Source organism: Kangiella profundi (assembly GCF_002838765.1).
Lineage (GTDB): Bacteria > Pseudomonadota > Gammaproteobacteria > Enterobacterales > Kangiellaceae > Kangiella > Kangiella profundi.
The window spans coordinates 1,745,999-1,766,794 of record NZ_CP025120.1 but is presented as its reverse complement, the minus strand read 5'-3'; the positions used below and the strand labels follow the sequence as shown (position 1 = coordinate 1,766,794).

The window sequence follows — 20,796 nt, the reverse complement described above, 5'->3', positions numbered from 1 at the left end:
AAAGAATTCTATGTCTGATAAGAAATTGAAATTTGGTAGCCGTGTGATTCACGCAGGTCAATCACCTGAGCCGATTACTGGCGCGGTTATGCCGCCAATCTTCACGACTTCAACTTATGCTCAGCCAAGCCCAGGTGAACACACTGGTTATGAGTACTCGCGAAGCCAGAATCCAACGCGTATGGCTTATGAGCGTTGCGTGGCTGATCTGGAAGACGGCAAGCAAGGTTATGCCTTTGCATCGGGCATGGCAGCGACCAGCACTATCCTTGAATTACTGGACGCGGGTTCGCATGTCATCGCCATGGATGATTTATATGGCGGTACCTTCCGTTTGTTCGACAAGGTTCGTAAGCGCACTGCAAATCTTGATTTCACTTTTGTTGATCTGTCTAACTTAAGTAATCTGGAAAAGGCGCTTAAGCCCAATACCAAAATGATCTGGGTCGAAAGTCCGACTAACCCCATGTTGAAAGTGGTCGACATGCAGGCGGTTGCCGATTTTGCCAAAAAGCATAACTTGATTGCGGTTGCCGATAACACGTTTGCTACGCCTTACAATCAACGCCCGTTGAACTATGGCTTCGACATTGTGATGCACTCAGCAACCAAATATCTCAACGGGCACTCGGATATTGTTGGCGGTATGGCAGTAGTAGGCGACAACGATGAGCTACGTGAGCAGATGGCCTTCTTACACAATTCTGTTGGTTCGATTCAGGGACCCTTCGACTCTTACCTGGCATTGCGTGGTGTTAAAACATTGGCCCTTCGTATGAAGCAACATAATGCCAGCGGTCAAATTATCGCTGAGCATTTAGCCAAGCATCCGCAGATTGACAAGGTTTATTATCCTGGCCTTGCTTCACACCCTCAGCATGAGCTAGCCAAGAAGCAGATGAAAGGGTTCGGTGGCATGATTTCCGTGCTGGTTAAAGGTGACACTGAAGAGCAGGCAGCCAAGAACTCTCGTACCTTTATGGAAAAGCTGAAATTATTTACTTTGGCGGAGAGTTTAGGTGGGGTTGAAAGTTTATCGAACCATCCTGCAATTATGACCCACGCGTCAGTTCCTTATGAAATTCGTCAGGAGATCGGTATTCTTGAGAATCTGGTACGTTTGTCAGTGGGTATCGAAGATGTTGAAGACTTGATTGCTGATATTGATCAGGCGTTGCAGTTTTAACTTCTTATGATTGTTTAATAAAAAAGGCGCCTTGGGCGCCTTTTTTATTTCATGAGTTCTATTACCAGATTTTATCTCTGTCGCCTTTACGTACAGTCCACGCTGCTATGTAAGCTGAAAAGAACAATGGTGAGGCTCCAATTAAAAAGCCTTTTGAGAAAAAGCCGGCTATCCAAAATCCTAAACCTAAGGCCACACAAATTTTTTCTGCGAAAATTAAGCTCTTGCGGTTCTGAATTCCCACCATGTTTAATCTAAACCACCAAGGCTGTGCTTTCCACTCTTCTGTTTTCTTGTCTATCACGATAATCTCCTTTTGCAATGTTTCAGTATCAGTTTCGAAAACTGCAGCTAAAGCCTTTAATGATTCCAAACTTGCGCGATTACCACTTTCTATCCGCTGGATTGTGCGGATACTGAGGCCACTAAGTGTTGCTAACTGTTCCTGTGACCATTGTTTATTTTCGCGTAGTTTTTTGATGACCATTAAATTGCTCCGTGTGCTGTGTTCTCGATTGGAGATTATCCAGAAAATGGTTACTGGCGGTGACGACAAACACCCGCCAGTAGGGTGACAGCATAAAATATAGACAAGTTGTGCTTATTATTTAAGCAAATTAGCCGGTGAATATTGATCGGTTAAGACTTCTGCTTCAGTATCCCAATTAACTTCATCACTGATCGCATCGAATAAAGCCAATGTATCCACGCCATAAATTAATAGTTCTCCTTTCAACTTATTAGCTTTTTGTAGCAACTGCCGCTTTTCAGGTAACGGTTTCTTACTAACAATAATCACGCGGTTAGTTTTCTTGTTTTTGAAGTTAATTTGGTACATGGGTCCAAAGACTTCAGCGTACGTGGCAGACTCATGATGAAATAAATCACTGGTGCTGAATGTGTTCGCCATGATGATTCCGTCATCTTTGGCCAATGCCTTAACTTCTTCCAGATACTCCTTGGTCATCATGTGTTCTGGAATGTAGTCGCTATTGAAGGCATCCAGTAAGATAAAGTCATACCGTTTATCGTCTTTCAAAGCGCGCTTTACAAACACACGACCATCGCGGACATGGGTCTCAAAATTAGGTTTGGAGTCATCGTAGTCGAAATATTTTTTGGCCATTTTGACTACAACCGGATCAATTTCGACCGAAGTAATGTGAGCATCTGGGTAAACTTCGCCAAAGGTGTTGGCTAAGACACCACCACCAAGACCGATGATTAGTATTTCCTTAGGGTCGTCTAGAAAGAAGGTTGCGCCCATCGCCTGCTTGTAATAGTCAAATACAAAGATTTCCGGGGCATCAAGAAATATGCATGACTGGCTGAGGTCATTCTTATTTTTCTTACGGAAGCGCATACAGTGCATGCCGTACTCTTCAACCATATATACATTCTGATAAAGAGAGCGTTCTTGCTCAATGATCTTGGCATTGGCCTGCTCGGGTGCTGCGATAAAAAGAGCGGATGCAGTCAGAGTGGCCAGAATCGTTTTGGCGATAAATGATTTCATAAACTTCCTATTCTATATGTTCATTTGAGTTAACGGCTGCGGACAGTGGCGGTTGCGGGAAGAAAAAGGCAATCAGGCCGAGTGTAAATAATATTAATGCAGAACCGTATAAAATATGATCAATCTTAAACCATAGTACTAGATAAAAAGACGTGGCTAAAGTTCCGCCCGCGCTGCCGAGAGTAGAAACGAAGTATAAAAAACCTGCGGTTTGTCCACTGCTATGAGCAGTTCTGACTAATAAGCGAACTGAATAGGGAGCAACCATGCCCAAAATAATACTAGGGATAAGAAAAAGAATGGTCGAAGCCAGTAATGAGCCATAGCGAGGGTCATCAGTAACATCGAACACCCACTCTGAAACAGCTTCATGGCCCATAGTTAAAGGTACGACGGATATCGCCGCGAGCATAAAAATGATGCCATATTTGCGTGTATTAGGATTGTTTAGCGATAACTTGCCACCAAATAAATAGCCAACGGAAAGGGCTAACATAAAGACAGTGATGATGCTCCCCCATACGTAAACACTGCCACCAAAGTAGGGCGACAAGATTTTACCGCCCAGTAGTTCTATGGTCATGATTAGAAAACCGCATAGAAAGGCGCAAGTAAGAATTAGTATTTGCATTGATGTAGTTTATTATTGGTTAAATGAACACTGATAATAAGGGAACGGCAGGGAATGTCAAAGCCAACCAGCTTGCAAATTTGAGGCCCTGATAGCTTGGCTCTATTGGGTCGTAGAATTGATCGTGTTAGAATGTATCCCCTTTACAGTGAGCGTAACAACTTATTTTGTAACCAATTTTTCAAACTAGGAGAGAAACATGGCAATTGAACTTCCTGCATTACCATATGACCGTGATGCGTTGGCGCCACACATTTCAGAAGAAACGATCAATTATCACTATGGCAAGCACCATCAAGCCTATGTGACTAATCTGAATAACATGATTGCCGGAACTGACTTCGAAGGTAAATCATTGGAAGATATCATCCGTACTTCTGAAGGTGGTGTTTTCAATAATGCTGCACAGGTATGGAACCACACATTCTACTGGAACAGTTTGAGCCCTAACGGTGGTGGTGAACCATCAGGTGCTTTGGCTGACGCAATCAATTCTGCATTTGGCTCTTTTGCTGACTTCAAAGAGAAGTTCACAGCAAGTGCTGCAGGTAACTTCGGTTCAGGCTGGACCTGGTTAGTGAAGAACTCTAGCGGTGCTTTGGAAATCGTTAACACCAGCAATGCTGGTACGCCAATCACTAATGCTGGTGTAACTCCGTTGTTAACAGTTGACGTTTGGGAGCATGCTTACTACGTAGATTACCGTAATGCTCGCCCAGAGTACTTAAAGCATTTCTGGGAATTGGTTAACTGGGACTTTGCTGCGAAAAACTTCGCGTAATCTCAGTAACACACGTATAAAAAAACCGGCATTTGCCGGTTTTTTTATGTCTATGCAAAGTACTCACTTAGGATGCGGTTTGATCCAATGTTTCTGCATCTCAATGTAAAGCAGAGATGCCGTCCAAGCAATAAAGACCAGTCCTATAACCGCTTCGATACCAGCCATAAATCGAATGGGGCCCTCTGGAACAATGTCACCAAAGCCTAAACTACTATACGAAGCAAAAGAAAAGTAGATACAGCTAAAAAAGTCATTAACGATTTGCCCATCCACATTAACCAAACGGTCAGGGCTTTCATGGTAATTGCCGAGCAGATAATAGGTAATACCAAATATCCAAATTTCTATGAAGTGGGCAATCAACGCCAGTAGTACCCCCAGCATTACCTTGTAGCGGCCAGCTGTTTTGATGCGCTCCAGAAATACTGAGATGCTATATAAGGCCTGATAGTGAACTCCTACAGTCAGCATGATCAATATAACCGTTACAACAAGGATAAATATCATGGTTAAAGCCTTTGTTTGTCAGAGACTTACAATACTTTAGCAGAAAAAATAGGCAATAGGCATCCGTTAATCTCAATGCTATAGTAATGGGCAATAAATAAACGGAATGGATATATGGAACCAAAGCAACTAACAAAAAAGCAAAAGCACTGGCTTCAATATGAGTCAGATGAGTGGGTAGAGCAGGGGGTTATAAATTCACAGCAGCAATCTCAAATCCTTGGCCGCTATTCAACCAGTTATGTTGAAAGTTTTTACTCCAGCTGGAGCAGTTTGTTGCTTATTTCTCTGGGAGCAATCTTAATTGGCGGCGGCATAGTTTTATTAATTGCCCATAACTGGGAAAGCTTTGGCAAGGGAACTCGAACCGTTTTATCTATTCTTCCTTTGCTATTGGCTCAGGCACTGACCTGGTATTCGGTCCGATATAAACCCCAGCTCACAGGTTTACGGGAAGCCTCCGGCATATTGTTATTTTTTGCCGTGGCAGCCAGTATTGCACTGATTAGTCAGACTTATCACATATATGGCGACCTGGAGCGCTTCCTGGTCACCTGGCTTCTGCTCGGCATTCCAACACTTTATCTGGTGGAATCTGCTGGTGTTCTGATGTTGGTGTGTGCCTTGATATTATGGCTTTGTGGCCTCGAGCGCGAACCCTACTGGCTCTATTATTTAACCCTGGTTCCTTATCTTTATAGTCTCTATAAACGACAGCGACTGGTGTTATTCCATTGGGCGCTCTGGTTTATTGTAATCGGAACCACTATCTCAATCATTTACAGTGTCGCCTGGAACTCGCCACTAGATGACTGGATGATTTACATAACACTGGCACTTTGCGGCTTTTATTATTCATTGGGCAAGTGGTTGTTTGGATTCAAGGAGCATGGATTCTGGGCAAACCCTCTTTGTTCAGCTGGTGTTCTCGGCATCCTCTTTATAAGTTTGCTACTAACTTGGGAAGACTTTTATTTTATAAGTTTGCTACTAACTTGGGAAGACTTTTATCGCTATAGTCGTTTGGATACTGAAGCCAACTGGGGCTTTAATGATTATTTGATTTTGTCAGTTTTTGCCATATCCATAGTATCAATAGTTAGTTTTCTGATTCATAAATTTAAGTCACTACAGATACACCAATGGTTATTGATAGGCAGCGTTCTTTTAGCAGGGCTGGGCATGGCTGGTTTCCAGCTAGGTTTATCAGAATTGGTTTACATCGTTTTGGTAAACGTATATGTGTTGGTCGCTTCTGTTGTTTTAATGTCACAAGGAATTCGACAACATCGGCTGATGTTATTGAACGGTGGCTTGCTTTGGTTTTCCTTCCTTGTGTTATTCCGTTTCTTTGACAGTGACATTCCTTTTGTTCTTAAAGGCGTTGTTTTTATCTTTATCGGCAGTGCGTTTATTGGAGTTAACATCTGGTACAACAAAAAACTCAAACAGCAAGCTGAGCAGCAGGAGGGTCAGGCATGAAGCTAAAAATAATTCTATTAATTGCACTGTTTGCCATCCAGCTTGCAATTCCAGGCTATATGATTTTTGAGCAAAATCAGATTCTGACAGAAGGCACAGCGTATAAGTTTAAGACTCGTCCGATAGACCCCTATGATCCATTTCGTGGCCGATATGTGACCCTGGCCTTTGAAGCCAATCAGGAAGTCATTCCAGTTGTTGATGGCGCTGATATTGAAAGTGAACAATGGGTATATGCGCTGCTGGGTGTTGATGAAGAGGGCTATGCAGTGCTTAGAGGACTTACCGATACAAAGCCTGATTCAGGACAGGATTACCTTTATCTGGAAACTTATTACCGTAGTTACGATGGTGGATATCACGTGAAATTACCTTTCAATCGCTATTACGCGTCAGAGAAAAGTGCCCCTAAAATTGAATCTGCAGTCTGGCGACGTCAAAGAGATGAAGTTGAAAATGTCTATGCTGTCATCAGAGTGTTAAATGGAAAGGGCTCAATTGAAGAGCTAATGGTTAATGATATGCCCATACATGAGTATATTGCTCATACCAGCGAATAATCACTCCCCCCCATAATTAAATGCAGGATATATCCATATCCTGCTTATATTTCAATAAGATACCTTCTTTCAGTAACGCTCTGGATTGATCTCAGTCAAAAAGGCGTAACTCTTTCAATAATCATAATAAGAATGATTTGCATTTAGATGTTTGTTCCTATATAGTGCGCACGTTTTCGAATAACCAACCATATTTTCAGGGGAACACGATGAAATTCAAACTTGCACTTGTAGCTGCAGCAATCATGTCTTGTGGTGTTGCTAATTCAGCGGAGCCAACCAATCAAGAATTGCTTGATTTAATTAAAAAACAGCAGCAAGAACTCAAAGAGTTAAGAGAGTCTGTTGAAGAAACCGACAAAAAATCTGAACAAACTATCAAAGCTGTAGAAGCCAACATGAGCGCATCAAACACTTCAAATGTAAGCTTAGGCGGTTATGGTGAACTTCACTACAACAACATTGAAGACAATGAAAGCATCGACTTCCACCGCTTTGTACTATTCATGGGTTATGAGTACAGTGATGACATTCGTTTCTTCTCTGAGCTTGAGGTTGAACACTCATTAGCTGGTGACGGTAAGCCAGGTGAAGTTGAGCTTGAACAGGCTTATGTTGAAATCGATTTGAATGATTCAACGTCTGTTAAATCAGGCTTGTTTCTGGTACCAGTGGGCATCCTTAACGAAACTCACGAGCCACCAACGTTCTACGGAGTAGAAAGAAACCCAATCGAAGGTAAGATTATTCCTTCAACCTGGTGGGAAGCAGGTGCATTAATCAATCACAAGTTTGCTGATGGTGTATCATTCGACTTTGCAATCAATTCAGGTCTAGAAGTTCCAAATGACGCGGGCGTTTATGATTTTAATATTCGTAGCGGTCGTCAAAAAGTAGCTAAAGCTAACGCTGACAGCCTGGCTTATACTGCGCGTTTGAAGTACACAGCGGTCCCAGGTCTAGAGTTGGCAGCATCGGTTCAGCACCAGACTGACTTGACTCAAGGTGTACTAAACGCTGATGCTAACCTTTACACTGCTCACGCTATTTATAACACTGGCGGTTTTGGTTTGAGAGCTTTATATGCTAACTGGTCAATTGATTCAGCAGAGGCAGAGGCGACCGGTCAAGACAAGCAGGATGGTTTCTTTGTAGAGCCAAGCTACCGTTTTACTGATAAGTTCGGTATATTTGCTCGTTATAGTGAGTGGGATAATCAAGCTGGCGACAGTTTTGATACAACCATGGAGCAAACTAATGTTGGTTTCAACTACTGGCCACACGAAGATGTTGTTTTCAAGTTTGACCTTGAGTCTCGCTCTGGCGCTCAAGATGGCGATGGATTCAATCTTGGTGTTGGTTACCAGTTCTAAGCTAACGCTTGTGTCATAAAATTACAAAGACAGGCTCTATGCCTGTCTTTGTGCGTTAAATATTATGATGAAAAACAAACGGCTTATCACAATTTTATTAGGACTTGCGGTATTCATCTCGATGACTGCAAATGCACAGGTATATATAACTCAGCAGGAGTTTCTAGCTCAGCGATTTAAGCATGTAAAGTCTGATCAAAAACCGAAAGTCGAAACACTTTGGCTGGATCAGTCGTTACAGGATTCTCTAACTGGTATTTTAGGTCATCCATATCCAAAGTTACGTTTACGCTATTGGAAATTGGATAATCAAACAGTGTGGTTTCTTGATGAGATCGGTAAAGAGCGGCCTATAACTTTTGGTGTCAGTGTCATTGATAATCGTATTGATAAAATTGAAGTTATCGAATTCCGTGAAAGTCGTGGATATGAAATCCATATGGAAACATTTTCTCGCCAATTCGATGACTTAAGTTTAACTGAGGATAATGATTTGAATGGGCACATAGACGGTATCACCGGGGCAACTATGTCAGTTAGTGCCATGAAGAAAATAGCTCGAGCAGGACTGCTTCTTCACCGGCTAACAACTGAGGGATGAAAATGAGCCGCAAAAATCCGGCTACACCTAATTCAAAATCTCGATATAAGATGCACTTTAGAAAATGGCATCGTCGCCTGGGCTTCCTGGCCGCAATCTTCCTTCTAAATCTTTCAATAACAGGGTTATTGTTAAATCATTACCAAGCCCTTTCTCTTCATAAAAATTTCGTGTCTGCTTCACTTTTGCTGAATTGGTATGGTGTAAAAGCGCCTAAGAGTGCAACGTGCCAGTCTCAGAAAGAATTAAAAGTTTGTCAGATAGGAGATCAGTACTTTATCAATGGTAGCTACTGGATGGAATCATCCAGTGATTCACTATTACTGGCAGAGTCACCTTTAGGAATAACTTTTGTTACCAACGATACTGTTTACTGGCTAACGGACTCAGGCCAACTGATCGATCAAGTATCAATCACCGATTCTATTGATTCTGCTGCAATCTCTGCAACCATTGAAGATGAACATTTACTAATAGAAACATTAAGCGGTTTATATTCCTTTGATGAGCAGGTTTTTGACTGGAAGGAGATAAACACTGAGGTTGATTTCCAAAGTCTAGAAAGGGTGGTACTGGAGAGGGATAAGCTATCGGATCTGCAGGATAAGTATCGTTCGCGTCAAATCACACAGTTAAAGCTTGTTCAAGATTTACATAGCGGCGCAATTTTTGGAGTTACAGGAACATTATTTACAGATATCACTGCATTGATACTGATTTGGCTAGTCATCAGTGGTTTCGTAACCTGGTATCGACGCCGAAGCAAAACAAGCACTTAAGGTATTGATATAAAACATGCTATATTGGCATTCATGTAGGTTTTAATAAGCTTGTTGTCGATAGATTGACAAAAATTAATGTTCATAAAACGATAACTCTAATTCTTCAAGCCATTCTTGTTGTTGAAATTCTATTGGCACTATGGAATGAACAGTGGTTTACCGCACTTATCACTGCTGGAATTATTATTATCACTCTGGCTCCACTTTTTATTGCAAAGTTCCTTCACGTCTACATCCCACATATCTTCTCGCTAATGGCCATAGCCTTTATTTTCGCCTCGTTATTTCTTGGTGAGATTCGTGACTACTATACGAAGTTTTGGTGGTGGGATATGGCTCTCCACACCACATCAGGTTTTTTGCTTGGCATCACAGGTTTTCTGATGGTGCATGTGCTGAATGAGACCGATGAGATTGGAATTCATATGAAGCCCGGTTTTGTTGCATTCTTTGCGTTTTTATTTGCGATAGGTATCGGCGTAATTTGGGAAATTTTTGAGTATTCAATGGATGCATTATTCGGAATGAATATGCAAAAGCCGATGCTAGGAGACCCCTCAGGGCTTACTGATACCATGTGGGATTTGATTGTTGACTCCATAGGCGCTTTAATAGTGTCAATGTTTGGATATATCTATATTAAAAGAGGTAAGAAACAATCATTTCTTGAGCGTTGGGTCACCGCCTTTATTACCAGTAACCCAAGGCTGTTCAAGAAAAGGGGAAGAAATGAAGGACAATAAGTCAGAAACAATGACTAAAAAAAAGCTATCGACCGCAGTTAGAGGAGCTTTGATTTATGCAGTCATAGGTGGTTTATGGATATTATTTTCTGATAAGGCCTTAGAATCTTTTACTCAAGATGTAGATTACATTAGTCTACTGCAAACTTATAAAGGCTGGTTTTATGTTTTCGTAACTTCAGCACTGCTCTTTATCTTACTTAAAAGGGCAATAGAGAATACGGAAAGGCTTCTTTCCCTAGACCCATTGACCCAATTGCCACGACACTATCAGTTCACCCGATTATTAGACAGGCTACTTAAAAATTCCAGCAGCGATAAAAAAGTTGTCCTTATTTATCTTGATCTGTGCAAATTTTCTCAAATTAATCAAGAGTTTGGACATCGTAAAGGCGATGTTGTTTTACAGAAATTGACGGGTGAGTTATGGGAATGCTTCCATGAAAATGGTGCGCTTGGTCGCTTAGGCTCTGATCAATTTGGTATAGCGGTTAAAGTAAAAAACAATGACAAGTTAGTTGAAGAACTGCCCGATATAGTATTTCGATTGACTCAACGGGTAGGTCTTGAATTAAAAATTCCACTAAAGGTATGCCAGGGTCTTGCTATAGCTCCCTATGATGGCAAAGACAGTAAATCCCTGCTGTCTGCTGCCAGTATTGCGCTCCATAACGCTAAAAAATCAGGTGATGATCAGTGCAGCTTTTTTAGTCATGAGTTATCTGAAATTGCACTGCATAGACAGAGACTAATTACAGAACTTAAAAGCTCTGAAGTGTTTAAATACTTTAAAACTGTTTACCAACCTCAGTTATCAATCGCTGATAATACAATTACTGGTGTGGAAGTACTGATTCGTTGGATTCACCCAGAACTAGGGTTTATTTCTCCAGAAGACTTTATCCCAATTGCAGAAGATATCGGTGCCATGCCTAATATATCGCGTTGGGTTATTACTAATGCAAAAAAAGAATTGAATGAAGCGAACTTAATTCCTGACACAATCAAACGAGTATCAATCAACATTTCTGCTCGTGAACTGAATATAGAAGAGCAGGCACAGAATTTGCATCAGGTTTTTAAAGAAAACCTAGACTTTGCAAGTATATGTCAGATCGAAATCACGGAAACTACTGCAATTTACGATATTTCGACCAGTCAGAAATTTATTGAGAGTCTTAAGGAGTTAGGTTTGAAATTCTCTATTGATGACTTCGGTACCGGATTTACTTCATTATCAAACCTTAAAAACTTACCTGTTGATGAGTTGAAAATTGACCGCTCATTTATTGACAAGATTGAAACTGAAAACAACTCGCAGATTATTGTAAAATCTGTAATCGATTTAGCAAATAACTTTGGTATTAACTCTATTGCTGAAGGCGTTGAAAATGAAAATCAGCTCGAATTTCTAAAAAACTATAATTGTGACGAGGCTCAGGGTTATTACTTTGCAAAGCCGATGGGGATAGATGACCTAAGAAAGTTTGTCGATGGTTAACGCTTACTTTTATTTAGGTTTCGTATATGTTGTTGGTTAGTTTTAAAGCCTCGCTCCAGTCTGTTGTCTTCAATCTGGCACCTTATTTGATAAATCTGTTGCTCAGTTAACACCACCTCATTAAATCCCTGCAAATACTTTTTAAGACTATGCTGCTTGATAACATTACTGGGCAAGTCAGTTTTAAACGTAGCATCACCAGCAAAAATAATCACTGAATGAAAAAGATTGAAGGGAAGCTGTGTGAGATCTTGAAGAGTTTTAATATGTTTGTAGTTTTGCCTAAGCGGATTTTGAAACTTTTTTTTATTTTTATAAATTACCTGTGTCCAATAACTGCTCTTTTCTGAGCTAAATATCCAGCCGGAATAGTTTTTGGTCTCAATAACAAAAGTGCCTTGGGTCGATATGATGATGTGATCTATTTGGGTGGTTCCGGTAGGTGTGGGTAAAGTAACATCGTGGAAAATAGTGTAGGAGTCTGGATCCAATTGCAGAGTAATATTTTTAACGCGCCTTTCTCCGGCCCAGCCTTTAAAAGTTGCAGACTTTAATATTCCCAGAACAAAGATAAGAAGCAATAGCCACCAATAGTTAGCAACTACATGCCACCAGAGTTGACTCATTTGATGTGCTGCATCCATAACAATTTCCTTATACATAAAAAAGCCTGACAATTTCTTGCCAGGCTCTTGGTAGAGGAGTTAGACGTCTCTAAGCTCCTCCGTTCCCCCAACCTTTGTAGTACTTGTTACTGTCATTTAAGAGCTACTTTTATTTAAATGCTTCTTAAAAAACGCATCGAGTTCATTTAAATAATCTAATGTTGTCGATACCTTCAATAGGCCATGCTTAGCTCCCGGATAGAAACGAAACTGGATATTGTCTTTGCCTAGTTGCTCTGAAACATACCTTAAACGAAAATAATGCTCCATATCAACAATTGCGTCGTTTCCTCCCTGAGAAACAAACACAGGAATCTCAATATTCTTTAATTGATACACAGGAGAGTGCTCTACTAGGTCCTTAATTTCTGTTTCTGGATTCCCGATATAGGAAATGAAGAACTCTTTTAAGTCTTCATCTACGTGGAAGGCATATTCACTGTATAGCAATGTGAGGTCGGTTACTCCCGCAAAAGATGCTGCACATTGATAGTCATCTTTATACTTTATCGCACTCATTAGTGCTGAATAGCCACCATAGCTGATTCCGAATATACAGGTGTTATCAGGAGCTAAGTCAAAAGTTTCAATTGCTTTAAGTTTTGCATAGTGAATATCTTCCTCAATCATCCTGCCCCATTGCTTTTGTCCTGCAACCAGGAAGTCCTTACCAAAACCTGAGGAACCTCGATAATTGGGTTGTAGAACATTATAGCCAAGCTGTGACAGTGCCTGTGCATACTTGTCGTAATATGTATAGTCTCTAACACCAATTGGGCCACCATGCGGCATCACTATTAATGGCGATGTTTGCACAGAGTGTGCTGAAGGTAGGAAGTAAGATTCTATTTCTAATCCATCAGAGGCCTTGGAGGTGATAATTCTTGCTGATTGAAAGTTTATGTCTTTTATATCTGGCTGACTATAGGCAAGAAACTGTACTTCGTTTTTGGTTTTATCAAAAAAGTAAAATGTTCCAGGGTCATTCGAGTTTAAGGTTACCAAGATAGACTTTTCGCCACTCAATATTTGATCAGTGATATAAAAGTTTTTGCTTCCTAACTGACGTTTAATTGATTCATACTCTTTTTTGCTAGCTGATTGCACAAACTCGAATAAGTGAGCGCCATCCACAACGTGGGCAACGGATATGATTTCCCCTGTATTTTGATTAAATTGAGCACTAGAAATATCTTTTGTTTTGAGCTGATATTCATAGTCAGTAAACTGTTCATCGTCCAGACTATACTGTCTGACATAATTTACTCCTTGAACGGATAGTATCAGATTCAAGTATTTCTCATCTGGAGATACTGATACGGGTATAAGCCTTTGTCCCACTTTGCTTTTCAGCAGCTCTTTCCATTTACCAAACTTCCTATAACTGACAATTACTTGATCATCTTCTTTTTGATAAGCAACAATGGGTTCTCCCTCTTTATCGAAAAGCCAGTCGGTGTAATCTTCTGCTCCACGATTTAAACGATACTTGGGTTTTAATTGTTTTGAGAAATATTCCTGCTTTATATTCGCCTTAAATATTAATGAGCCCCCTTTATCATACCTTTTTGCAAAGATAGCCTGATTTGGCACATGCCTTAATGGGTCTTCCACGTAGTAATCATTAGTGATTAAGTTTTCATCAATGACTATTTCCCCATCTTGGTTGCTAATGGTATAGCTGAACACTGATAAACCCATTGTTGGATTAACAAACTGAGCGATGACATCGTCACTATCTAACCAGTTTATTTCAAACATCCCATCGACAATCCATGGAGAGTCGACTTCTATAAACTGCTTTTCTTTCTCCGACTCTAAAAATTGAACATAGTAATAATATTTATGCCCATCAAATTTATAATAAAAGACTTTTGTTCCATCTGGACTTAGGCTGTAATTACCTTGCCCATTCGGTGAAAAAATATTTTTTAATGTTTCATTGGCAGATGACTCTTTTACAATTTCCTGTGTTTCTTCGTTTGTAAAACCGGTAAGTATACTCAATGACGCTATTAGTATTAGTAATTGCTTTATCATGGCCTGTCCTCATTCTTCGTCAGTGAGTCCATCTTTTCTAGATACTCAAAAAAATAATCTTTGCCATAGCCAGTATAAACTGCTGGGTACTTATCTAAGTAATCCTCATAATGTGTTTTTATGGTCTCATAGGCCCATGCTGAGCGGTTGATATACTCAAATTTAGCTTTCCCGTTGCCTTTATTGTAAATAATAAAGTCAGCCGAGTAGGAGATAGTGTTGGGCTCTACTTTTGAAACAAATGCCTCATCTTCAAGGGTGAAGTATTTGTCACCCCAAATAGTAACTCTTTCCCATTTGTACTCACCAGCTGGTAGCTTTACTAAATAATGGTTTTCACCGATGTTAATATTCTTAATATTGTATGTTTCAGGCCCCTCTAGTCTAATCCGTAAGATTCCTGAATCGCTTTCTGTAGTAATAAAAGGATTGTTGAAGATGACTCTTAATAGTAAATATCCCTCGTTTTGATCTAGGTTTGTATCTGTTGAAGAGTCTGAGAGTGAGGTTGGGTGATTAAAGACAATAAATAGGAATAAGGTTATTTGAATTATTATTTTCATGTTTCTCCCTCATTATTAAACAGAAAAGCGGCTATGGAGCCGCTTTTCTCAACTTTTTAGTATTAATCCCAAGATAGGGCACCACCAGTTTGGTATTCAATCACGCGGGTTTCGAAGAAGTTTTTCTCTTTCTTCAAATCCATGATCTCACTCATCCATGGGAATGGGTTCGATACGTTTTTGAACTGAGCTGGTAGGCCTAGCTGTGCAAGACGGCGGTTACAGATGAACTGTAAGTACTCTTCCATCATGCCAGCGTTCATGCCCAACACGCCACGAGGCATAGTGTCGCGTGCGTATTCGATTTCAAGCTGAGTACCTTCAAGAATCATTTGAATTACTTCTTGCTTGAACTCTTCAGTCCACAAGTGTGGGTTTTCCAGTTTGATCTGGTTGATAACGTCAACACCGAAGTTAAGGTGCATGGACTCGTCACGCAAGATGTACTGGAACTGCTCAGCAACACCGGTCATCTTGTTACGGCGACCCATAGATAGAATCTGAGTAAAGCCACAGTAGAAGAAGATACCTTCGGTAACACAGTAAAAGCCAATCAGGTTGCGCAGCAACTCCTGATCCGACTCTGGAGTACCTGTTTTGAAAGTAGGATTAGAGATACCTTGCGTATGCTTGATACTCCATGCCGCTTTTTTAGCGATGCTCGGTACTTCGCGGTACATGTTGAAGACTTCAGCTTCATCCATGCCCAATGACTCAACACAGTATTGGTAAGCGTGAGTATGAATCGCTTCTTCAAACGCCTGACGCAAAATGTACTGACGACATTCTGGATTAGTGATTAAGCGATAAATCGCAAGTACTAGGTTGTTCGCAACCAACGAATCTGCGGTTGAGAAATAACCCAAAGAACGCATCACGATTTTACGCTCGTCTTCGGTTAAACCATTAGGGTCTTTCCAGGTCGCAACGTCTTTAGTCATGTTAATTTCTTGTGGCATCCAGTGGTTGGCACAGCCATCAAGATATTTTTGCCATGCCCAGTCATACTTGAATGGCACAAGCTGATTCAAGTCAGCACGGCAGTTGATCATTTTCTTGTCATCAACTTCAATACGGGCCGCGCCCATTTCTAATTCTTCCAGACCAGGAGCAACATCAAGTTCATCCAGAGCAGCCTGTGCTTTGGCAACATTGTCCAGTGCTTCTGGTTCTACATATTCTTCTTGTGTCGCTTTTGGCTCAGCGGCAACTTGTGGCGCTGGTTGCTCTTGCTTCTCTTCGACTACTGGAGCAGGAGCAGGTTGTGCTTTTTTCGGCGCTTCGGCCTTGTCCTCTTTTTCGTACTCATCCCAGTTGAACATGTTTACCTCTCTTAAATTTTGTTGAGCTTTTCACCATTCGATTTATTTTCGGTGAAAAAAGGGGCGAACTTTCGTTGCGACCCCATTCCGTTGTCGTCACTTCTCTTTTTAGTTATTCACTAAAGCGAAAAGCTTGCCATTATTGGCAAGCCTCGCAATCTGGGTCATCAATGGAGCAGGCTTTTGGTGCGGCAGAGCCAACTGGTGCTGGACCAGAGGATACTGCGTTAAGCTTGCCATCACTGATGGTTGATTTCTCGGTGCTGGTTGCGCCAAGTGAACGCAAGTAGTAAGTGGTTTTCAAGCCTCGGAACCAGGCCATGCGATAGACCATATCCAGTTTTTTACCGGAAGGTTCGCTCATGTACAGGTTCAGTGATTGCGCCTGGTCGATCCATTTCTGGCGACGGCTGGCAGCTTCCACTAACCATTTTGGTTCTACTTCAAAAGCGGTTGAGAACAACTCTTTAACATCACTTGGGATACGGTCAATGTGCTGTAGGCTACCTTCGTAGTATTTCAGGTCATTAACCATAACTGTGTCCCACAACTTGCGAGCTTTAAGCTCTTTCACCATGTATGGGTTAACTACTGTGAACTCACCTGACAGGTTAGATTTCACATACAGGTTCTGATAAGTCGGTTCGATTGACTGTGAGACACCTGTAATGTTCGAAATAGTGGCTGTCGGTGCAATCGCCATAACGTTTGAGTTACGCATACCGATAGACTGAACACGTTCACGTAGCGTATCCCAGTCCATAGTTGAGCTGGTGTCGACTTCGATGAAGTCAGAACCACGCTCTTCAACCAGTTTCTGAATCGAATCGATTGGCAGAATGCCTTGCGACCACAATGAGCCAGCGAAAGACTCATAAGTGCCACGCTCTTCGGCTAGATCTGTTGATGCCTGAATCGCATAGTAGGAAATGGCTTCCATGGCGTTATCGGCGAACTCAACTGCTGCATCAGAGGTGTAAGGAATCTTCTGCAGATACAATGCATCCTGGAAGCCCATTAGACCAAGACCAACCGGACGGTGACGCATGTTTGATTTACGCGCCGTTTCTACTGGGTAGAAGTTAATATCGATAACGTTATCCAGCATGCGAACAGCTGTCTTAACTGTTTTCTCCAGTTGTTCAGTGTCCAACTTTCCGTCTTTCATGTGCTTAGGCAGGTTGACTGAACCCAGGTTACATACCGCAATCTCTTCACCGGCTTTGGTGTTCAGAGTAATTTCAGTACAAAGGTTCGAGCTGTGTACTACGCCAGCATGTTGCTGAGGTGAACGGATGTTACATGGGTCTTTGAACGTGATCCATGGATGACCGGTTTCGAACAACATCGAAAGCATTTTACGCCACAAGTCTTTAGCCTGAAGGGTCTTAGCTGTTTTCAGCTTGCCGTATTTGGCCATCTCTTCGTAATACTCGTAACGCTCTTCAAATTCTTTGCCATATAGGTCGTGTAAATCAGGCACTTCGTTTGGACTGAATAGAGTCCACTCGCCATCGGTGCTGACACGTTTCAGGAATAAGTCTGGCACCCAGTTGGCTGAGTTCATGTCGTGCGTACGACGACGGTCATCACCGGTGTTCTTACGAAGCTCCAGGAATTCCTCGATATCAATGTGCCAGGTTTCAAGGTATGCACAGACAGCGCCTTTACGCTTACCGCCCTGATTCACGGCCACAGCAGTATCGTTGGCCACTTTCAGGAAGGGTACAACACCTTGTGATTTACCGTTAGTGCCTTTGATGTATGCACCAAGGCCACGTACTGGAGTCCAGTCATTACCTAAACCACCGGCAAACTTCGACAATAGGGCGTTATCTTTAATCGCGCCATAGATACCGTCGAGGTCATCTGGAACATTGGTCAGATAACAGCTGGAAAGCTGCGGACGCAACGTACCCGAGTTAAATAGAGTAGGGGTTGAGCTCATGTAATGGAATGTTGATAACACATCATAGAACTCAATCGCACGCGCTTCGCGATCATCTTCGTTGATTGCAAGGCCCATGGCGACACGCATCCAGAACACCTGAGGCAGCTCAATGCGCACTTCATCTTTGTGGATGAAGTAGCGATCAAATAGCGTTTGAATGCCAAGGTAAGTGAACAGCATGTCACGCTCAGGTTTGATAGCATTCGCTAGCTTCTCAATATCAAAGCTCAGTAGTTCTGGACTTAATAATTCGTTTTCAACACCAACGCTTAAATAGGCTTTGAAGGCTTCAGGGTAAATGGCCGTCATTTCGCTTTGGGTGGCGCGTTTGGCAACGCCTAGCTCTCTAAGAGCTTCAGAGCGAATGCTGTCCAATAACAAGCGAGCCGTTACATAGCTGTAGTTTGGTTCCTGCTCAATCATAGTACGAGCAGTCATCACCAACGCTTGATAAACGTCTTTAATGGCAACACCGTCGTAAAGGTTACGCATGGTGTCTTTAAGAATCTGGTCAGGAGTGACGTCAGAGAGGTCTTTACAGGCCTCAACCACAACCGTATGCAAACGCTCAACGTCCAATGGACGCTTGCTACCGTCTTCAACGGTGACCATCACCTGGTTGTCGCCAACGATGGCATCCAACTTGGCTGAATCGCGGGCTGCGCGCTCGCGAGCACGCTCTTCACGGTACAACACGTATGAACGGGCAACTTTTTGCTCGCCATTACGCATCAAGGCCAGCTCTACCTGATCCTGAATGTCTTCGATGTGGATGATACCGCCACCCGGCATTCTGCGCTTGAACGCTTCAGTGATTTGCTTAGTTAATTGGCGCACCGTTTCATGCACACGGCTAGATGCTGCTGCCGCACCACCTTCAACCGCAAGAAACGCCTTGGTCATGGCAACTTCGATCTTGCTGTCGTCATAAGGCGTCACCTTTCCATTGCGGCGGATAACACGAATTTCACCCGGTTTAGTGGCTTCAACTTCGTGGCTGGATGGTGTGTTTGTTTTTGGGGTTTTGGCAGCTGATTGTTCAGGTTTGCTGACTTCGGTTTCCATTATTCCTCCACAGACCTCTTTGCATTATTTGTCGGTTGGCTGTTTTTTGTTCATTATTTGACTGAGATAACAGAGAATCAACAAGTTAGACGAACTTCTTGATTCACTATATATAGTTAGTTGCTCTCGCAATGGATACAAGATAGTGCGTTTTTTGCCGCTTGGCAAGAGCATATCTTGGGGAATTTTCTGTGGATAAATTGTTAAGAAATAGTGGGTAACTCGGGAAGCCTTATGGGGCTTGGGCTTGCGCTAGGTCAAGCGTTTTAAGTCATATTTGCATTTTTTTTAAAATTGGTTAAAAATTTTACAAAGAAATGTGATCTGGATACACGATCAAGTGCTTCACATCCAGGTCGAACCCTATATCTTGTGATAATGGATAATCGTGATGACTAGGGAAAATGGCCTTTAATTGCTCGTTATTGGACAATTCCAGCTCATATTCAATGATTGCACCCTTAAATACCTTATGGGTAACCTTGCCGCGCAGAGGCGAGTTCATATTGGGCTTAACATCATCGGGTCTCATCAGTACCAGAACGCTGTCGTTTGGGGTGAATTTTTTTCCATTGGCAATGGTGAAGTTTCCAAGCACCGTATTGACGTGCTGATGGTCTGAAATGGTGCCAGCAATAAAATGCCCTTCACCAATAAATGAGGCAATCTGAGCATCCACTGGTTTATGGTATAGGTTGTAGGGCGTATCCCACTGCAGTAATTTGCCCTGGTGCATAACACCAATGTAGTCTGCCATGGCGAACGCTTCCTGTTGATCATGGGTCACCAGCAGACTGGCAATGTTCTGCGCTTTCAGTAATTCTTTTAACTCTCGAGCCAGTGAGCGACGTAAATGGGTGTCCAGGCTGGAGAAGGGCTCATCCAATAGAATCAGTTCAGGACGCGGTGCAATGCTGCGTGCCAGCGCGACGCGTTGTTGCTGGCCACCCGATAATTGGTGCGGATAACGCTTTTCCATCGCTTCCAGCCCAACTAGTTCAAGACACTCCTTTACGCGCTCGCGGCGTTCTTTGCGTGGCAGATGGCGTAAACCAAAGGCTACGTTGTCGAAGATATTGAGGTGTGGGAAAAGCGCATGGTCCTGGAAAACCAGGCCTAGATGGCGCTTTTCAGGAGGCAGAGTAAAATCAGGCTTTGAGCAGAAGCGACCATGGATACTGATATAGCCTTCATAAATGGGCTCAAGTCCGGCAATGGCACGCAACAAGGTAGTTTTACCGCAACCACTAGGCCCAAGCAGGCAGGCACTGTCGCCAGCTTTTAGTTTGAAATCAATGTGGTTAACGATAATCTGTTCGCCATGACGACACTGAACATCGTTCAGTTGCAGGATAGGGTGGTCGCTAAATTCGCTCATAAAGGTGCGTTTTCTGCCCGTAAAAATTTGAAATCGGATTCTAATTGAAACTAATTCTCATTTAGTAACGCATTGTAGCGACAAGAATTCTGCTTGCATAGATGCAGATCAAGATTTCTTACGATTTACGGTGCTCATCGACCTTG

At 42.2% G+C, this 20,796-nt stretch carries 19 protein-coding genes; 9 read left to right on the top strand and 10 right to left on the bottom strand.

The features are described 5' to 3' along the window. Positions 1 to 10 precede the first annotated feature (10 nt). Positions 11 to 1,186, top strand: a complete 1,176-nt coding sequence (locus CW740_RS08245; protein ID WP_106647058.1) for a trans-sulfuration enzyme family protein — start codon at positions 11 to 13, stop codon at positions 1,184 to 1,186. A gap of 61 nt (positions 1,187 to 1,247) precedes the next feature. Here the strand turns inward: CW740_RS08245 and CW740_RS08240 are convergent, their stop codons facing one another. The 3 genes from CW740_RS08240 to CW740_RS08230 all read right to left on the bottom strand — a co-directional run bounded on the left by CW740_RS08240 (position 1,248) and on the right by CW740_RS08230 (position 3,285). After that, positions 1,248 to 1,673, bottom strand: coding sequence for a helix-turn-helix domain-containing protein (locus CW740_RS08240; RefSeq protein WP_106647057.1), 426 nt, complete (start codon positions 1,671 to 1,673; stop codon positions 1,248 to 1,250). A gap of 117 nt (positions 1,674 to 1,790) precedes the next feature. Continuing rightward, positions 1,791 to 2,702, bottom strand: coding sequence for a spermidine synthase (locus CW740_RS08235; RefSeq protein ID WP_106647056.1), 912 nt, complete (start codon positions 2,700 to 2,702; stop codon positions 1,791 to 1,793). A 7-nt stretch (positions 2,703 to 2,709) separates the two neighbouring features. Continuing rightward, the gene (locus CW740_RS08230) at positions 2,710 to 3,285 is read right to left on the bottom strand and encodes a fused MFS/spermidine synthase (RefSeq protein ID WP_227523818.1); all 576 of its coding nucleotides are present in this window, start codon (positions 3,283 to 3,285) and stop codon (positions 2,710 to 2,712) included. A 247-nt stretch (positions 3,286 to 3,532) separates the two neighbouring features. On the opposite strand from CW740_RS08230, the gene sodB reads away from it, so the two are divergent. Then, complete coding sequence (gene sodB, locus CW740_RS08225) at positions 3,533 to 4,114, top strand: superoxide dismutase [Fe] (protein WP_106647054.1); 582 nt, start codon at positions 3,533 to 3,535, stop codon at positions 4,112 to 4,114. Between the two features lie 63 nt (positions 4,115 to 4,177). Here sodB and CW740_RS08220 read toward each other — a convergent pair whose 3' ends face one another. Further along, positions 4,178 to 4,624 (bottom strand): potassium channel family protein, encoded by a 447-nt coding sequence (locus CW740_RS08220; protein WP_106647053.1) that lies wholly within the window; start codon positions 4,622 to 4,624, stop codon positions 4,178 to 4,180. Positions 4,625 to 4,738: 114 nt separating this feature from the next. Between CW740_RS08220 and CW740_RS08215 the strand changes: the two genes are divergently transcribed. The 7 genes from CW740_RS08215 (at position 4,739) to CW740_RS08185 (ending at position 11,666) form a co-directional block, all read left to right on the top strand. Continuing rightward, on the top strand, positions 4,739 to 6,106 hold the full coding sequence (locus CW740_RS08215; protein ID WP_106647052.1) for a DUF2157 domain-containing protein: 1,368 nt from the start codon (positions 4,739 to 4,741) through the stop codon (positions 6,104 to 6,106). Further along, a complete protein-coding gene (locus tag CW740_RS08210) occupies positions 6,103 to 6,666 on the top strand; it encodes a GDYXXLXY domain-containing protein (protein ID WP_106647051.1) in 564 nt (187 codons plus the stop codon). Before CW740_RS08215 ends, CW740_RS08210 begins: the two co-directional genes overlap by 4 nt. A gap of 209 nt (positions 6,667 to 6,875) precedes the next feature. Next, complete coding sequence (locus CW740_RS08205) at positions 6,876 to 8,039, top strand: porin (protein WP_106647050.1); 1,164 nt, start codon at positions 6,876 to 6,878, stop codon at positions 8,037 to 8,039. Between the two features lie 121 nt (positions 8,040 to 8,160). After that, positions 8,161 to 8,640, top strand: a complete 480-nt coding sequence (locus CW740_RS08200) for an FMN-binding protein (protein WP_188459681.1) — start codon at positions 8,161 to 8,163, stop codon at positions 8,638 to 8,640. Between the two features lie 2 nt (positions 8,641 to 8,642). Next, complete coding sequence (locus tag CW740_RS08195) at positions 8,643 to 9,419, top strand: PepSY-associated TM helix domain-containing protein (RefSeq protein ID WP_157826408.1); 777 nt, start codon at positions 8,643 to 8,645, stop codon at positions 9,417 to 9,419. 65 nt (positions 9,420 to 9,484) lie between these two features. Continuing rightward, complete coding sequence (locus tag CW740_RS08190) at positions 9,485 to 10,165, top strand: hypothetical protein (protein ID WP_106647047.1); 681 nt, start codon at positions 9,485 to 9,487, stop codon at positions 10,163 to 10,165. Further along, positions 10,152 to 11,666 (top strand): putative bifunctional diguanylate cyclase/phosphodiesterase, encoded by a 1,515-nt coding sequence (locus CW740_RS08185; protein ID WP_106647046.1) that lies wholly within the window; start codon positions 10,152 to 10,154, stop codon positions 11,664 to 11,666. The genes CW740_RS08190 and CW740_RS08185 overlap by 14 nt, the downstream gene beginning before the upstream one ends. Here the strand turns inward: CW740_RS08185 and CW740_RS08180 are convergent. The 6 genes from CW740_RS08180 to CW740_RS08155 form a co-directional block, all read right to left on the bottom strand. Next, positions 11,663 to 12,310, bottom strand: coding sequence for a nuclease-related domain-containing protein (locus CW740_RS08180; RefSeq protein ID WP_106648102.1), 648 nt, complete (start codon positions 12,308 to 12,310; stop codon positions 11,663 to 11,665). The two genes, CW740_RS08185 and CW740_RS08180, sit on opposite strands and share 4 nt — an antisense overlap. 117 nt (positions 12,311 to 12,427) lie before the next feature. Then, positions 12,428 to 14,371 (bottom strand): alpha/beta hydrolase family protein, encoded by a 1,944-nt coding sequence (locus CW740_RS08175; protein ID WP_106647045.1) that lies wholly within the window; start codon positions 14,369 to 14,371, stop codon positions 12,428 to 12,430. Beyond that, complete coding sequence (locus CW740_RS08170; RefSeq protein WP_106647044.1) at positions 14,368 to 14,934, bottom strand: hypothetical protein; 567 nt, start codon at positions 14,932 to 14,934, stop codon at positions 14,368 to 14,370. The genes CW740_RS08175 and CW740_RS08170 overlap by 4 nt, the downstream gene beginning before the upstream one ends. A gap of 62 nt (positions 14,935 to 14,996) precedes the next feature. Continuing rightward, a complete protein-coding gene (locus CW740_RS08165) occupies positions 14,997 to 16,256 on the bottom strand; it encodes a ribonucleotide-diphosphate reductase subunit beta (protein WP_106647043.1) in 1,260 nt (419 codons plus the stop codon). Between the two features lie 139 nt (positions 16,257 to 16,395). Next, complete coding sequence (locus CW740_RS08160) at positions 16,396 to 19,272, bottom strand: ribonucleoside-diphosphate reductase subunit alpha (protein ID WP_106647042.1); 2,877 nt, start codon at positions 19,270 to 19,272, stop codon at positions 16,396 to 16,398. A gap of 307 nt (positions 19,273 to 19,579) precedes the next feature. Then, on the bottom strand, positions 19,580 to 20,650 hold the full coding sequence (locus CW740_RS08155; protein ID WP_106647041.1) for an ABC transporter ATP-binding protein: 1,071 nt from the start codon (positions 20,648 to 20,650) through the stop codon (positions 19,580 to 19,582). Positions 20,651 to 20,796 lie beyond the last annotated feature (146 nt).

Bases quoted from the DNA above. Each gene is read 5' to 3' on its own strand.
- CW740_RS08245 (WP_106647058.1), top strand. From the start codon at position 11: ATGTCTGATAAGAAATTGAAATTTGGTAGCCGTGTGATTCACGCAGGT.
- CW740_RS08240 (WP_106647057.1), bottom strand. From the start codon at position 1,673: ATGGTCATCAAAAAACTACGCGAAAATAAACAATGGTCACAGGAACAG.
- CW740_RS08235 (WP_106647056.1), bottom strand. From the start codon at position 2,702: ATGAAATCATTTATCGCCAAAACGATTCTGGCCACTCTGACTGCATCC.
- CW740_RS08230 (WP_227523818.1), bottom strand. From the start codon at position 3,285: ATGACCATAGAACTACTGGGCGGTAAAATCTTGTCGCCCTACTTTGGT.
- sodB (WP_106647054.1), top strand. From the start codon at position 3,533: ATGGCAATTGAACTTCCTGCATTACCATATGACCGTGATGCGTTGGCG.
- CW740_RS08220 (WP_106647053.1), bottom strand. From the start codon at position 4,624: ATGATATTTATCCTTGTTGTAACGGTTATATTGATCATGCTGACTGTA.
- CW740_RS08215 (WP_106647052.1), top strand. From the start codon at position 4,739: ATGGAACCAAAGCAACTAACAAAAAAGCAAAAGCACTGGCTTCAATAT.
- CW740_RS08210 (WP_106647051.1), top strand. From the start codon at position 6,103: ATGAAGCTAAAAATAATTCTATTAATTGCACTGTTTGCCATCCAGCTT.
- CW740_RS08205 (WP_106647050.1), top strand. From the start codon at position 6,876: ATGAAATTCAAACTTGCACTTGTAGCTGCAGCAATCATGTCTTGTGGT.
- CW740_RS08200 (WP_188459681.1), top strand. From the start codon at position 8,161: ATGACTGCAAATGCACAGGTATATATAACTCAGCAGGAGTTTCTAGCT.
- CW740_RS08195 (WP_157826408.1), top strand. From the start codon at position 8,643: ATGAGCCGCAAAAATCCGGCTACACCTAATTCAAAATCTCGATATAAG.
- CW740_RS08185 (WP_106647046.1), top strand. From the start codon at position 10,152: ATGAAGGACAATAAGTCAGAAACAATGACTAAAAAAAAGCTATCGACC.
- CW740_RS08180 (WP_106648102.1), bottom strand. From the start codon at position 12,310: ATGGATGCAGCACATCAAATGAGTCAACTCTGGTGGCATGTAGTTGCT.
- CW740_RS08175 (WP_106647045.1), bottom strand. From the start codon at position 14,371: ATGATAAAGCAATTACTAATACTAATAGCGTCATTGAGTATACTTACC.
- CW740_RS08170 (WP_106647044.1), bottom strand. From the start codon at position 14,934: ATGAAAATAATAATTCAAATAACCTTATTCCTATTTATTGTCTTTAAT.
- CW740_RS08165 (WP_106647043.1), bottom strand. From the start codon at position 16,256: ATGTTCAACTGGGATGAGTACGAAAAAGAGGACAAGGCCGAAGCGCCG.
- CW740_RS08160 (WP_106647042.1), bottom strand. From the start codon at position 19,272: ATGGAAACCGAAGTCAGCAAACCTGAACAATCAGCTGCCAAAACCCCA.
- CW740_RS08155 (WP_106647041.1), bottom strand. From the start codon at position 20,650: ATGAGCGAATTTAGCGACCACCCTATCCTGCAACTGAACGATGTTCAG.